The sequence below is a fragment of the Streptomyces sp. NPDC005805 genome (assembly GCF_040630445.1).
In the GTDB taxonomy this organism is placed as follows: Bacteria; Actinomycetota; Actinomycetes; order Streptomycetales; family Streptomycetaceae; genus Streptomyces.
Genome location: NZ_JBEXXN010000004.1, coordinates 149122 through 164290, shown reverse-complemented (window position 1 = coordinate 164290; position 15169 = coordinate 149122). Strand labels below are relative to the sequence as shown.

The 15169-nt window shown below is 66.7% G+C and carries 9 protein-coding genes; all 9 read left to right on the top strand.

Features of this window, described 5'->3' with window-relative positions; genetic code table 11:
• Window positions 1-138: 138 nt before the first annotated feature.
• The 9 genes from ABZ457_RS04370 to tuf all read left to right on the top strand — a co-directional run bounded on the left by ABZ457_RS04370 (window position 139) and on the right by tuf (window position 15158).
• A complete protein-coding gene (locus ABZ457_RS04370; RefSeq protein ID WP_359153705.1) occupies window positions 139-1125 on the top strand; it encodes a hypothetical protein in 987 nt (328 codons plus the stop codon).
• A gap of 308 nt (window positions 1126-1433) precedes the next feature.
• The gene (gene rplJ / locus ABZ457_RS04365; protein ID WP_018847520.1) at window positions 1434-1967 is read left to right on the top strand and encodes a 50S ribosomal protein L10; all 534 of its coding nucleotides are present in this window, start codon (window positions 1434-1436) and stop codon (window positions 1965-1967) included.
• 111 nt (window positions 1968-2078) lie between these two features.
• Window positions 2079-2465: a 50S ribosomal protein L7/L12 gene (rplL, locus tag ABZ457_RS04360; RefSeq protein ID WP_018847519.1), complete on the top strand. Its 387-nt coding sequence runs from the start codon at window positions 2079-2081 to the stop codon at window positions 2463-2465.
• 552 nt (window positions 2466-3017) lie between these two features.
• Window positions 3018-6503 carry a DNA-directed RNA polymerase subunit beta gene (gene rpoB / locus ABZ457_RS04355; RefSeq protein WP_359153702.1) on the top strand — a complete coding sequence of 1162 codons (3486 nt, stop codon included), beginning with the start codon at window positions 3018-3020 and terminating at the stop codon, window positions 6501-6503.
• Between the two features lie 122 nt (window positions 6504-6625).
• Window positions 6626-10528 carry a DNA-directed RNA polymerase subunit beta' gene (locus ABZ457_RS04350; RefSeq protein ID WP_359153700.1) on the top strand — a complete coding sequence of 1301 codons (3903 nt, stop codon included), beginning with the start codon at window positions 6626-6628 and terminating at the stop codon, window positions 10526-10528.
• 272 nt (window positions 10529-10800) lie between these two features.
• Entirely contained in the window at window positions 10801-11172 is a 372-nt protein-coding gene (rpsL, locus tag ABZ457_RS04345; protein ID WP_003948652.1) for a 30S ribosomal protein S12, read from the top strand.
• Between the two features lie 2 nt (window positions 11173-11174).
• Window positions 11175-11645: a 30S ribosomal protein S7 gene (gene rpsG / locus ABZ457_RS04340; protein ID WP_006347241.1), complete on the top strand. Its 471-nt coding sequence runs from the start codon at window positions 11175-11177 to the stop codon at window positions 11643-11645.
• 39 nt (window positions 11646-11684) lie between these two features.
• Entirely contained in the window at window positions 11685-13811 is a 2127-nt protein-coding gene (gene fusA / locus ABZ457_RS04335) for an elongation factor G (protein ID WP_359153697.1), read from the top strand.
• Between the two features lie 153 nt (window positions 13812-13964).
• Window positions 13965-15158, top strand: coding sequence for an elongation factor Tu (tuf, locus tag ABZ457_RS04330; protein ID WP_359153695.1), 1194 nt, complete (start codon window positions 13965-13967; stop codon window positions 15156-15158).
• Window positions 15159-15169 lie beyond the last annotated feature (11 nt).

The following is a 15169-nucleotide window of genomic DNA, read 5'->3' as shown; positions in this document are numbered from 1 at the left end:
CGCGGGTGACCGCGTCTGAACACACCCGCCCCCACGGCCCGTTCGGGTCGTGGGGGCGGGTTTTTCGTGACGTGTGGTGTCGGCGGCACGGGTTACCGTTCAAGAGAGAGCAAAAAGACGAACAGGGGTGGGATCACGATGTCGGCAATCAGGCGCACAGGTGTTCGGCGGGCGGGGCTCGGGCGGATAGGCGTCTCGGTGGCGGTGCTCGCGGTGGTCGCGGGCGCCGCGGGCTGTCAGGGCGGCGACGAGAACGCGGCGGGGGTCCCGGCGGCCACGGGCAAGCTCCAGTCCCGCGAGGCGGCCACCAAGACCCTCAAGGCGGCCTACGAGCGCACCGCGGAGGCCAAGTCGGCGAAGGTCAGCATGAAGATGAGCATGCCGGCCGGTATCCCGGGTGCCGACGTGGGCGACATGCGCATCAGCGGCGTCATGGGCTGGGACCCGGCCCTGATGGACATGACGGTCGAGGGGGACGCCTTCGAGGCCGAGCCGGACGGTCCGCAGAAGATGCGGATGGTCATGCGCGACGACGTCATGTACATGGACATGGGGGCGGCCGCCGCGGCCGAGATGGACGGCAAGCGCTGGATGAAGATGGACCTCGGCGCCATCGCGGAGCAGGCCGGGGACGAAGAGCTCAAGAAGCAGATGACCGGCGGCCTGGAGAACATGAACCAGGACCCGGCCCAGCAGCTCGCCCTCCTGCTGGACTCGCCGAACCTCAAGCACGTCGGCCCGCAGAAGGTCAACGGCGTGGACACCCAGCACTACAAGGGCTCGCTGACCCTCCAGGAGATGATCGACGCCAACGAGTCCCTGGTCCTCTCCGACGAGGAGCGCAAGACGCTCCTGGAGGGCGCCGAGAAGGCCGGCATCGAGGGCTACGACGTCGAGGTGTGGGTGGACGAGAAGGGCTACCCGTCCCGGATGGACGTGGGCATCAACAGCGCGCAGGGCGAGATCTCCCTGGTGGCCGACTACACGGACTACGGCGCCAAGGCCGAGGTCGAGGCCCCGCCGGCGAGCGACACCGTCGACCTGATGGAGATGCTCGGCGACCTGGAGGGCGCGCTCAAGGAGGGCGCCGGGGGCCCCGAGGAGGGCGCGGACCCGGCGGTCTGACGACCTGTCCCATGAGCCTGCCGTGAGCCGGATCCGGCCCTCCGGGGCCGGATTTGCCTCGCGGGGAACCGTTCCCGTACTCTTCCGGGGAAGCCAAAGACCGCTGGTCGTTGCCGTGCTCTCCTTCCGGAGATCCGGTGGCCGAAGGATCCGCTCAGCAGCGGACGACCCGCGCAGGTGACTCTGGAGAGAGCTCCCGGACGGTTCCGTCCGGTCGAGCGAAGCCCCGTGCGCCTGCGCCCGGGGCGTTTCGTTTTGTTCAGCCCCTTCTGAGCGGTCCTCATCACCCGGAAGGAGGCCGACGCTCTATGGCAAGGCCCGACAAGGCTGCCGCGGTGGCCGAGCTCGCGGAGCAGTTCCGCAGCTCGAACGCCGCCGTGCTGACCGAGTACCGGGGTCTCACCGTGGCACAGCTCAAGGAGCTGCGCCGTTCCCTCGGTGAGAACACCCAGTACGCCGTGGTGAAGAACACGCTGACCAAGATTGCGGCCCGTGAGGCCGGGATCGACTCGCTCGAGGACCAGCTTTTCGCCGGTCCGACGGCGGTCGCCTTCGTCACCGGTGACCCGGTGGAGTCGGCGAAGGGTCTTCGTGACTTCGCCAAGGACAACCCCAACCTGATCATCAAGGGCGGTGTCCTTGAGGGTAAGGCGCTGTCCGCCGATGACATCAAGAAGCTCGCGGACCTCGAGTCCCGCGAGGTTCTGCTCAGCAAGCTGGCGGGTGCCATGAAGGGCAAGCAGTCCCAGACTGCCGCGCTCTTCCAGGCGCTTCCCTCGAAGTTCGTCCGCACCGCGGAGGCGCTTCGTGCCAAGCAGGCCGAGCAGGGCGGTGCCGAGTAATTCGGCTCGCGCATTGACCGCCGCTCGCTGAGCGACGGTCGCAGCGGGCCGAAAGTACGCCCGCCTCACCAGTACCCCCGGCACCAGCCGAATAGTGGAAGGACCGCCATCATGGCGAAGCTCTCTCAGGAAGACCTGCTCGCGCAGTTCGAGGAGATGACCCTCATCGAGCTCTCCGAGTTCGTGAAGGCGTTCGAGGAGAAGTTCGACGTCACCGCCGCCGCCCCGGTCGCCGTGGCCGGCGTCGCGGGCCCGGGTGCCCCGGCCGCCGAGGCCGTCGAGGAGAAGGACGAGTTCGACGTCATCCTCACCGGCGCCGGCGACAAGAAGATCCAGGTCATCAAGGTCGTGCGTGAGCTGACCTCCCTGGGTCTGAAGGAGGCCAAGGACCTCGTCGACGGCACCCCGAAGCCGGTCCTCGAGAAGGCCAACAAGGAAGCCGCTGACAAGGCGAAGGAGGCCCTTGAGGCCGCCGGCGCCTCCGTCGAGGTCAAGTGACCTCGCGAGTCCGCTGACTCCCGCGTGTAACGCGCGCGCACTGAAGGGCGATCACCCAATGGGTGGTCGCCCTTCGGCGTGCCCGGGGCGGGTGCCTTGAACCCGGCCCGGCGGCAGGTATGGTGATCTTCGCCGTGCGCCCCTCACGGCGGCCCGCGGGGCTCCCGGAGCAGCAGCTCAGGGACAGGGGGCCTTGACGAACCGCACGCAGCGCGCAATTCTCAGGACGCGTCGTCACAACGATCCGTATCCGAGGCATGGATCGGCGACCGAACGGGCAGTATCGATGTGCGCCTCACGGCGCACGGGGTTCGCGGAGATGAGAACAACGAGGGTCTCGAGGGTCTCGAAAACCCGCACTGGACATCAGTGTGCCAAGTGGCTACACTGACCCTTTGCGCTGCCTGTTAGCTGCCTCCTGCCCGTCACCAGGGGCATGCCCATACCTGAGCATCGGTTGAAGAATCCCCTTTGAGCTGGGATTCCTCCCTCCGTGCACAGGATGGGACCGGTACGCGCGTAGTGAGTCCGAGCCCTCGGAAGGACCCCCTCTTGGCCGCCTCGCGCAACGCCTCGACCGCGAATACGAACAACGGCGCCAGCACCGCCCCGCTGCGCATCTCCTTTGCAAAGATCAAGGAGCCCCTCGAGGTTCCGAACCTCCTTGCGCTCCAGACCGAGAGCTTCGACTGGCTGCTCGGCAATGCCGCATGGAAGGCTCGTGTCGAGGCGGCTCTCGAAAGCGGACAGGACGTCCCCACGAAGTCCGGTCTGGAGGAGATCTTCGAGGAGATCTCCCCGATCGAGGACTTCTCCGGGTCGATGTCGCTGACCTTCCGCGACCACCGCTTCGAGCCCCCGAAGAACTCCATCGACGAGTGCAAGGACCGCGACTTCACGTACGCGGCCCCGCTCTTCGTCACCGCCGAGTTCACGAACAACGAGACCGGCGAGATCAAGTCCCAGACGGTCTTCATGGGCGACTTCCCGCTCATGACCAACAAGGGCACCTTCGTGATCAACGGCACCGAGCGTGTCGTGGTCTCGCAGCTCGTGCGCTCGCCGGGCGTCTACTTCGACTCCTCCATCGACAAGACGTCCGACAAGGACATCTTCACCGCCAAGATCATCCCGTCCCGGGGTGCCTGGCTGGAGATGGAGATCGACAAGCGCGACATGGTCGGTGTCCGCATCGACCGCAAGCGCAAGCAGTCCGTCACCGTCCTCCTCAAGGCGCTCGGCTGGACGACCGAGCAGATCCTGGAGGAGTTCGGCGAGTACGAGTCCATGCGCGCCACCCTGGAGAAGGACCACACCCAGGGCCAGGACGACGCGCTGCTCGACATCTACCGCAAGCTCCGTCCGGGCGAGCCGCCGACCCGTGAGGCCGCTCAGACGCTGCTGGAGAACCTCTACTTCAACCCGAAGCGCTACGACCTCGCCAAGGTCGGCCGCTACAAGGTGAACAAGAAGCTCGGCGCGGACGAGCCGCTGGACGCCGGCGTGCTCACCACCGACGACGTCATCGCGACCATCAAGTACCTGGTCAAGCTGCACGCCGGTGAGACCGAGACGGTCGGCGAGAACGGCACCCAGATCGTCGTCGAGACCGACGACATCGACCACTTCGGCAACCGCCGTCTGCGCAACGTCGGCGAGCTCATCCAGAACCAGGTCCGCACGGGTCTGGCGCGGATGGAGCGCGTCGTGCGCGAGCGCATGACCACGCAGGACGTCGAGGCGATCACGCCGCAGACCCTGATCAACATCCGGCCGGTCGTCGCCTCCATCAAGGAGTTCTTCGGCACCAGCCAGCTGTCGCAGTTCATGGACCAGAACAACCCGCTGTCGGGTCTCACCCACAAGCGCCGCCTGTCGGCGCTCGGTCCGGGTGGTCTCTCCCGTGAGCGGGCCGGCTTCGAGGTCCGTGACGTGCACCCCTCGCACTACGGCCGCATGTGCCCGATCGAGACCCCCGAAGGCCCGAACATCGGTCTGATCGGCTCGCTCGCCTCCTACGGCCGGGTCAACGCCTTCGGTTTCGTCGAGACCCCGTACCGCAAGGTCACCGACGGCCAGGTCACCGACGAGGTCGACTACCTGACCGCCGACGAGGAGGACCGCTTCGTCATCGCCCAGGCGAACGCGACCCTCAACGACGACCTGCGCTTCACCGAGTCCCGCATCCTGGTCCGCCGCCGCGGCGGCGAGGTCGACTACGTGCCCCCGGCCGAGGTCGACTACATGGACGTCTCGCCGCGCCAGATGGTGTCGGTCGCGACCGCCATGATCCCGTTCCTGGAGCACGACGACGCCAACCGCGCCCTCATGGGCGCGAACATGATGCGCCAGGCCGTTCCGCTCATCAAGGCGGAGGCGCCGCTCGTCGGCACCGGCATGGAGTACCGCTGCGCCACCGACGCCGGTGACGTCATCAAGGCGGAGAAGGACGGTGTGATCCAGGAGGTCTCGGCCGACTACATCACCGTCGCCAACGACGACGGCACGTACACCACGTACCGCGTCGCCAAGTTCTCCCGCTCCAACCAGGGCACCTCCGTCAACCAGAAGGTGATCGTCTCCGAGGGCGACCGCGTCATCGAGGGCCAGGTCCTCGCCGACGGTCCCGCCACGGAGAACGGCGAGATGGCGCTCGGCAAGAACCTGCTCGTCGCGTTCATGCCGTGGGAGGGCCACAACTACGAGGACGCGATCATCCTGTCGCAGCGCCTCGTGCAGGACGACGTCCTCTCCTCGATCCACATCGAGGAGCACGAGGTCGACGCCCGTGACACCAAGCTGGGCCCCGAGGAGATCACCCGGGACATCCCGAACGTCTCCGAGGAGGTCCTCGCCGACCTCGACGAGCGCGGCATCATCCGCATCGGTGCCGAGGTCGTCGCCGGCGACATCCTGGTCGGCAAGGTCACGCCCAAGGGCGAGACCGAGCTGACCCCGGAGGAGCGCCTGCTCCGCGCGATCTTCGGTGAGAAGGCGCGCGAGGTCCGCGACACCTCGCTGAAGGTGCCGCACGGCGAGACCGGCAAGGTCATCGGCGTGCGCGTCTTCGACCGCGAGGAGGGCGACGAGCTGCCCCCGGGCGTCAACCAGCTCGTCCGCGTCTACGTGGCCCAGAAGCGCAAGATCACCGACGGTGACAAGCTCGCCGGCCGCCACGGCAACAAGGGCGTCATCTCCAAGATCCTGCCGATCGAGGACATGCCGTTCCTGGAGGACGGCACCCCGGTGGACATCATCCTCAACCCGCTGGGTGTCCCGTCCCGAATGAACCCGGGACAGGTCCTGGAGATCCACCTCGGCTGGCTCGCCAGCCGCGGCTGGGACGTCTCCGGCCTCGCGGACGAGTGGGCGCAGCGCCTCCAGGCGATCGGCGCCGACGACGTCGCCCCCGGCACCAACGTCGCGACCCCGGTCTTCGACGGTGCCCGCGAGGACGAGCTGGCCGGCCTGCTCCAGCACACCATCCCCAACCGGGACGGTGAGCGGATGGTGCTGCCGACCGGTAAGGCCCGGCTGTTCGACGGCCGCTCCGGCGAGCCGTTCCCGGACCCGATCTCCGTCGGGTACATGTACATCCTCAAGCTCCACCACCTGGTCGACGACAAGCTCCACGCCCGTTCGACCGGTCCGTACTCGATGATCACCCAGCAGCCGCTGGGTGGTAAGGCCCAGTTCGGTGGCCAGCGATTCGGCGAGATGGAGGTGTGGGCGCTGGAGGCGTACGGCGCCGCCTACGCGCTCCAGGAGCTGCTGACGATCAAGTCCGACGACGTGACCGGCCGCGTGAAGGTCTACGAGGCCATCGTCAAGGGCGAGAACATCCCCGAGCCCGGCATTCCCGAGTCCTTCAAGGTGCTCATCAAGGAAATGCAGTCGCTCTGCCTCAACGTGGAGGTGCTGTCCTCGGACGGCATGTCCATCGAGATGCGCGACACGGACGAGGACGTCTTCCGCGCTGCGGAGGAGCTCGGTATCGACCTGTCCCGGCGCGAGCCGAGCAGCGTCGAAGAGGTCTGACGGGCCCGGCGGGGGAGCCATCCGGCTCCCCCGCTGTCCCCGGGACCGTACAGACCACTGATACAGAGCCCGTTTTCCGCTGACGCGGAGGGCACAACCCCGAAAGAGGGATTGACGAAAAAGTGCTCGACGTCAACTTCTTCGACGAGCTGCGGATCGGCCTGGCCACCGCGGACGACATCCGGACCTGGTCCCACGGCGAGGTCAAGAAGCCGGAGACCATCAACTACCGCACCCTGAAGCCCGAGAAGGACGGACTCTTCTGCGAGAAGATCTTCGGTCCGACCCGGGACTGGGAGTGCTACTGCGGCAAGTACAAGCGCGTCCGCTTCAAGGGCATCATCTGTGAGCGCTGTGGCGTCGAGGTCACCCGCGCCAAGGTGCGCCGCGAGCGGATGGGCCACATCGAGCTGGCCGCTCCCGTCACCCACATCTGGTACTTCAAGGGCGTCCCGTCCCGGCTGGGCTACCTGCTGGACCTGGCCCCGAAGGACCTTGAGAAGGTCATCTACTTCGCCGCGTACATGATCACGTACGTGGACGAGGAGCGCCGCACGCGCGATCTGCCGTCGCTGGAGGCCCATGTCTCCGTCGAGCGCCAGCAGATCGAGAACCGCCGCGACGCCGACCTGGAGGCCCGCGCCAAGAAGCTCGAGACGGACCTCGCCGAGCTGGAGGCCGAGGGCGCCAAGGCCGATGTGCGCCGCAAGGTGCGCGAGGGCGCCGAGCGCGAGATGAAGCAGCTCCGCGACCGCGCCCAGCGCGAGATCGACCGCCTCGACGAGGTGTGGAACCGCTTCAAGAACCTCAAGGTCCAGGACCTGGAGGGCGACGAGCTGCTCTACCGCGAGCTGCGCGACCGCTTCGGCACCTACTTCGACGGCTCGATGGGCGCCGCCGCGCTGCAGAAGCGCCTGGAGTCCTTCGACCTCGACGAGGAGGCCGAGCGCCTCCGCGAGATCATCCGCACCGGCAAGGGCCAGAAGAAGACCCGTGCGCTCAAGCGCCTCAAGGTCGTCTCCGCCTTCCTGCAGACCAGCAACAGCCCCAAGGGCATGGTGCTGGACTGCGTCCCGGTGATCCCGCCGGACCTGCGTCCGATGGTGCAGCTCGACGGTGGCCGCTTCGCGACCTCCGACCTCAACGACCTGTACCGCCGTGTCATCAACCGCAACAACCGCCTGAAGCGGCTTCTCGACCTCGGCGCGCCCGAGATCATCGTGAACAACGAGAAGCGCATGCTCCAGGAGGCCGTCGACGCGCTCTTCGACAACGGCCGCCGCGGCCGCCCGGTGACGGGCCCCGGCAACCGTCCGCTGAAGTCGCTGTCCGACATGCTCAAGGGCAAGCAGGGCCGCTTCCGTCAGAACCTCCTCGGCAAGCGTGTGGACTACTCCGCGCGTTCCGTGATCGTCGTCGGTCCGCAGCTCAAGCTGCACCAGTGCGGTCTGCCGAAGGCGATGGCGCTGGAGCTGTTCAAGCCGTTCGTGATGAAGCGCCTGGTCGACCTGAACCACGCGCAGAACATCAAGTCGGCCAAGCGCATGGTCGAGCGCGGCCGCACCGTGGTGTACGACGTCCTCGAAGAGGTCATCGCCGAGCACCCGGTGCTGCTGAACCGTGCGCCCACGCTGCACCGCCTCGGCATCCAGGCCTTCGAGCCGCAGCTGGTCGAGGGCAAGGCCATCCAGATCCACCCGCTCGTCTGCACCGCGTTCAACGCGGACTTCGACGGTGACCAGATGGCCGTCCACCTGCCGCTCTCCGCGGAGGCGCAGGCCGAGGCCCGCATCCTGATGCTGTCCTCGAACAACATCCTCAAGCCGGCCGACGGCCGTCCGGTCACCATGCCCACCCAGGACATGGTGCTCGGCCTCTTCTTCCTCACCACGGACGAGGAGGAGCGCGAGGTCAAGGGCGAGGGCCGGTCCTTCGGCTCCACCGCCGAGGCGATCATGGCCTTCGACGCCCGCGAGCTCTCGCTCCAGGCGAAGGTCGACATCCGCTTCCCGGTGGGCACCATCCCGCCGCGCGGCTGGACCCCGCCGGCTCCCGAGGACGGGGAGGACGACAACTGGCAGCCCGGTGACAGCTTCCGGCTGAACACCACGCTCGGCCGTGCCCTCTTCAACGAGCTGCTGCCCGAGGACTACCCGTTCGTCGACTACTCGGTGGGCAAGAAGCAGCTCTCCGAGATCGTCAACGACCTCGCCGAGCGCTACCCCAAGGTCATCGTGGCGGCGACGCTCGACAACCTGAAGGCGTCCGGCTTCTACTGGGCGACCCGTTCCGGTGTCACCGTCGCCATCTCCGACGTCGTCGTTCCCGAGGCGAAGAAGGAGATCGTCGCGGGCTACGAGGCCCAGGACGAGACGGTCCAGAAGCAGTACGAGCGCGGTCTGATCACCAAGGACGAGCGCACGCAGGAGCTCATCGCGATCTGGACCAAGGCGACCAACGAGGTCGCCGAGGCGATGAACGCGAACTTCCCGAAGACCAACCCCATCTTCATGATGGTCAACTCGGGTGCGCGCGGAAACATGATGCAGATGCGCCAGATCGCCGGTATGCGCGGTCTGGTGTCGAACGCCAAGAACGAGACCATCCCGCGTCCGATCAAGGCGTCCTTCCGCGAGGGCCTGTCCGTGCTGGAGTACTTCATCTCCACGCACGGTGCCCGTAAGGGTCTGGCGGACACCGCCCTGCGTACCGCCGACTCGGGTTACCTGACCCGTCGTCTGGTGGACGTCTCGCAGGACGTGATCATCCGCGAGGAGGACTGCGGCACCGAGCGCGGCCTCAAGCTGCGGATCGCCGCCAAGGACTCCGAGGGTGTCCTGCGCAAGGCGGAGGACGTCGAGACCTCCGTGTACGCGCGGATGCTCGCCGAGGACGTCGTGGTGGACGGCAAGGTCATCGCGCCGGCCAACGTCGACCTCGGTGACGTGCTCATCGACCAGCTGGTCGCGGCCGGTGTCGAGGAGGTCAAGACCCGCTCGGTCCTGACCTGCGAGTCGGCGGTCGGCACCTGTGCCTTCTGCTACGGCCGTTCGCTGGCCACCGGCAAGCTGGTCGACATCGGTGAGGCGGTCGGCATCATCGCCGCCCAGTCCATCGGTGAGCCCGGTACCCAGCTGACGATGCGTACCTTCCACACCGGTGGTGTGGCCGGTGACGACATCACCCAGGGTCTGCCGCGTGTCGTCGAGCTCTTCGAGGCCCGTACCCCGAAGGGTGTCGCCCCGATCTCCGAGGCCGCCGGCCGCGTGCGGATCGAGGAGACCGAGAAGACCAAGAAGATCGTGGTCACGCCGGACGACGGCAGCGACGAGACGGCCTACCCGATCTCGAAGCGCGCCAAGCTGAAGGTCCGCGAGGGCGACCACGTCCAGGTCGGCGAGCCGCTGGCCTTCGGTGCGACCAACCCGCACGACGTGCTGCGCATCCTCGGCCAGCGCGCGGTCCAGGTCCACCTGGTCGGCGAGGTCCAGAAGGTCTACAACTCGCAGGGTGTGTCGATCCACGACAAGCACATCGAGATCATCATCCGGCAGATGCTCCGCCGGGTGACGATCATCGAGTCCGGCGACGCGGAGCTGCTGCCGGGCGAGCTGGTCGAGCGCTCGAAGTTCGAGACCGAGAACCGTCGTGTGGTCACCGAGGGCGGTCACCCCGCCTCCGGCCGTCCGCAGCTGATGGGTATCACCAAGGCGTCGCTGGCCACCGAGTCCTGGCTGTCGGCGGCGTCCTTCCAGGAGACGACCAGGGTCCTGACCGACGCGGCGATCAACGCCAAGTCGGACTCCCTGATCGGCCTCAAGGAGAACGTCATCATCGGTAAGCTCATCCCGGCCGGTACGGGCCTGTCCCGCTACCGCAACATCCGGGTCGAGCCGACCGAGGAGGCCAAGGCCGCGATGTACTCGGCCGTCGGCTACGACGACATCGACTACTCGCCGTTCGGCACCGGCTCCGGCCAGGCCGTCCCGCTGGAGGACTACGACTACGGTCCGTACAACCAGTAAGGCGTAGGGCAGCGAAGGGCGGTCATCCCACGGGGTGGCCGCCCTTTGTTTTGACCGATGTCCGTACGGTAGGTACGCTCAGACCTTGTGCCTGGGGTGTCCCTGGGCTCGTGTGCGTGTCTACAGCCGCACCGCGAGTCCCGATTCGGACGCCGTAATCTGCGCCCTTTCCCGCCTTCGGCGGGGGTCCGCAGTATTCGACACACCCGACCGCGTGGGTCGGCGACGTTCCAGGTTAGCTTCACTGACGGCACACAGAAACCGGAGAAGTAGTGCCTACGATCCAGCAGCTGGTCCGCAAGGGCCGGCAGGACAAGGTCGAGAAGAACAAGACGCCCGCACTCGAGGGTTCGCCCCAGCGCCGTGGCGTCTGCACGCGTGTGTTCACGACCACCCCGAAGAAGCCGAACTCGGCCCTCCGCAAGGTCGCGCGTGTGCGTCTGACCTCCGGTATCGAGGTCACGGCCTACATCCCGGGTGAGGGACACAACCTGCAGGAGCACTCCATCGTGCTCGTGCGTGGTGGCCGTGTGAAGGACCTGCCTGGTGTTCGCTACAAGATCATCCGCGGTTCGCTCGACACCCAGGGTGTCAAGAACCGCAAGCAGGCCCGCAGCCGCTACGGCGCCAAGAAGGAGAAGTAAGAATGCCTCGTAAGGGCCCCGCCCCGAAGCGCCCGGTCATCATCGACCCGGTTTACGGTTCTCCTCTGGTGACCTCGCTCATCAACAAGATCCTGCTGAACGGCAAGCGTTCCACCGCCGAGCGGATCGTCTACGGCGCCATGGAGGGTCTTCGTGAGAAGACCGGCGCCGACCCCGTCATCACGCTGAAGCGCGCGCTCGAGAACGTCAAGCCGTCTCTCGAGGTCAAGTCCCGCCGCGTCGGTGGCGCCACCTACCAGGTGCCGATCGAGGTCAAGCCCGGTCGCGCCTCGACCCTCGCGCTCCGCTGGGTCGTCGGCTACTCCCGCGCCCGCCGCGAGAAGACGATGACCGAGCGCCTGATGAACGAGCTGCTCGACGCCTCCAACGGTCTCGGCGCCTCGGTCAAGAAGCGCGAGGACACGCACAAGATGGCCGAGTCCAACAAGGCCTTCGCGCACTACCGCTGGTAGTCGCAACCCACATCGAGACCGAGAGAAGACTGAAGCCTTATGGCTACCACTTCGCTTGACCTGGCCAAGGTGCGCAACATCGGCATCATGGCCCACATCGACGCGGGCAAGACGACGACCACCGAGCGCATCCTGTTCTACACCGGTGTCAGCTACAAGATCGGTGAGGTCCACGACGGCGCCGCCACGATGGACTGGATGGAGCAGGAGCAGGAGCGCGGCATCACCATCACGTCCGCCGCGACGACCTGTCACTGGCCGCTCGAGGACGTCGACCACACCATCAACATCATCGACACCCCGGGTCACGTCGACTTCACCGTCGAGGTGGAGCGTTCGCTCCGCGTCCTCGACGGCGCCGTGACGGTGTTCGACGGTGTGGCCGGTGTGGAGCCGCAGTCCGAGACGGTGTGGCGTCAGGCCGACCGTTACGGCGTGCCCCGCATCTGCTTCGTCAACAAGCTCGACCGCACCGGCGCCGAGTTCCACCGCTGTGTCGACATGATCAAGGACCGCCTCGGCGCGACCCCGATCGTGATGCAGCTCCCGATCGGTGCCGAGGCCGACTTCAAGGGCGTCATCGACCTCGTTCGTATGAAGGCCCTGGTCTGGTCCGCCGAGGCGGCCAAGGGCGAGATGTACGACACCGTCGAGATCCCGGCGACGCACGCCGAGGCGGCCGAGGAGTGGCGCGGCAAGCTGCTTGAGGCCGTCGCGGAGAACGACGAGGAGATGATGGAGCTGTACCTCGAGGGCACCGAGCCCACCGAGGAGCAGCTGCACGAGGCGATCCGTCGCATCACCATCGCCTCCGGCGTCTCCACCGGCACCACCGTCACCCCGGTGTTCTGCGGTACCGCGTTCAAGAACAAGGGCGTCCAGCCCCTGCTCGACGCCGTCGTGCGCTACCTCCCCTCGCCGCTCGACGTCGAGGCCATCGAGGGCCACGACGTGAAGGACCCCGAGCTGGTCGTGAAGCGCAAGCCGTCCGACGACGAGCCGCTGTCGGCCCTCGCGTTCAAGATCATGAGCGACCCGCACCTCGGCAAGCTCACCTTCGTCCGGATCTACTCCGGTCGCCTGGAGTCCGGCACCGCGGTGCTGAACTCCGTCAAGGGCAAGAAGGAGCGCATCGGCAAGATCTACCGCATGCACGCCAACAAGCGTGAGGAGATCGAGTCGGTGGGCGCCGGCGACATCGTCGCCGTCATGGGCCTGAAGCAGACCACCACCGGTGAGACGCTCTCCGACGACAAGGCCCCGGTGATCCTGGAGTCCATGGACTTCCCGGCGCCGGTCATCCAGGTCGCGATCGAGCCCAAGTCCAAGGGCGACCAGGAGAAGCTGGGTGTCGCCATCCAGCGTCTCGCGGAGGAGGACCCCTCCTTCCAGGTTCACTCGGACGAGGAGACCGGCCAGACCATCATCGGCGGTATGGGCGAGCTGCACCTTGAGGTGCTGGTCGACCGCATGCGCCGTGAGTTCAAGGTCGAGGCCAACGTCGGCAAGCCGCAGGTGGCCTACCGCGAGACGATCCGCAAGGCCGTCGAGCGCGTGGACTACACGCACAAGAAGCAGACCGGTGGTACGGGCCAGTTCGCCAAGGTCCAGATCGGCATCGAGCCGATCGAGGGCGGCGACGCGTCCTACGAGTTCGTCAACAAGGTCACCGGTGGCCGCATCCCCAAGGAGTACATCCCCTCGGTGGACGCGGGTGCTCAGGAGGCCATGCAGTTCGGCATCCTGGCCGGCTACGAGATGACCGGCGTGCGCATCATCCTCCACGACGGTGCGTACCACGAGGTCGACTCCTCCGAGCTCGCCTTCAAGATCGCCGGTTCGCAGGCCTTCAAGGAGGCCGCCCGCAAGGCCAGCCCCGTGCTGCTCGAGCCGATGATGGCCGTCGAGGTCACCACGCCCGAGGACTACATGGGTGAGGTCATCGGCGACATCAACTCCCGCCGTGGGCAGATCCAGTCCATGGAGGAGCGTCACAGCGCCCGGATCGTCAAGGGTCTGGTGCCGCTCTCGGAGATGTTCGGCTACGTCGGAGACCTCCGCAGCAAGACCTCGGGTCGCGCAAGCTACTCGATGCAGTTCGACTCCTACGCCGAGGTTCCCCGGAACGTCGCCGAGGAGATCATCGCGAAGGCCAAGGGCGAGTAACTCACCCGAGTTCCACGCTTTAGGCTTGACACCGTCCGCCGGGGGTTCGCCCCGATACCTTCAGGGGTGTGAACCCCGGCGGCCGGCTTCCCAGCAAAGATCACCTGGCGCCGATGAGTAAGGCGTACAGAACCACTCCACAGGAGGACCCCAGTGGCGAAGGCGAAGTTCGAGCGGACTAAGCCGCACGTCAACATCGGCACCATCGGTCACATCGACCACGGTAAGACGACCCTCACGGCCGCCATTACCAAGGTGCTGCACGACGCGTACCCGGACCTGAACGAGGCCTCGGCCTTCGACCAGATCGACAAGGCTCCTGAGGAGCGCCAGCGCGGTATCACCATCTCCATCGCGCACGTCGAGTACCAGACCGAGTCGCGTCACTACGCGCACGTCGACTGCCCCGGTCACGCGGACTACATCAAGAACATGATCACGGGTGCGGCGCAGATGGACGGCGCCATCCTCGTGGTCGCCGCCACCGACGGCCCGATGCCGCAGACCAAGGAGCACGTGCTCCTGGCCCGCCAGGTCGGCGTTCCGTACATCGTCGTCGCCCTGAACAAGGCCGACATGGTGGACGACGAGGAGATCCTGGAGCTCGTCGAGCTCGAGGTGCGTGAGCTCCTCTCCGAGTACGAGTTCCCGGGCGACGACGTTCCCGTCGTCAAGGTCTCGGCGCTCAAGGCGCTCGAGGGCGACAAGGAGTGGGGCCAGTCGGTCCTGAACCTGATGGCCGCCGTCGACGAGGCGATCCCGCAGCCCGAGCGTGACGTCGACAAGCCGTTCCTGATGCCGATCGAGGACGTCTTCACGATCACCGGTCGTGGCACCGTCGTCACCGGTCGTATCGAGCGTGGTGTCCTCAAGGTCAACGAGACCGTCGACATCGTCGGTATCAAGACCGAGAAGACCACCACCACGGTCACCGGCATCGAGATGTTCCGCAAGCTGCTCGACGAGGGCCAGGCCGGTGAGAACGTCGGTCTGCTCCTCCGTGGCATCAAGCGCGAGGACGTCGAGCGCGGCCAGGTCATCATCAAGCCCGGTTCGGTCACCCCGCACACCGAGTTCGAGGCCCAGGCCTACATCCTGTCGAAGGACGAGGGTGGCCGTCACACCCCGTTCTTCAACAACTACCGCCCGCAGTTCTACTTCCGTACCACGGACGTGACCGGCGTCGTGACCCTCCCCGAGGGCACCGAGATGGTCATGCCGGGCGACAACACCACCATGACCGTCGAGCTGATCCAGCCCGTCGCCATGGAGGAGGGCCTCAAGTTCGCCATCCGTGAGGGTGGCCGGACCGTGGGCGCCGGCCAGGTCACCAAGATCACCAAGTAAGTCCTGGTGGT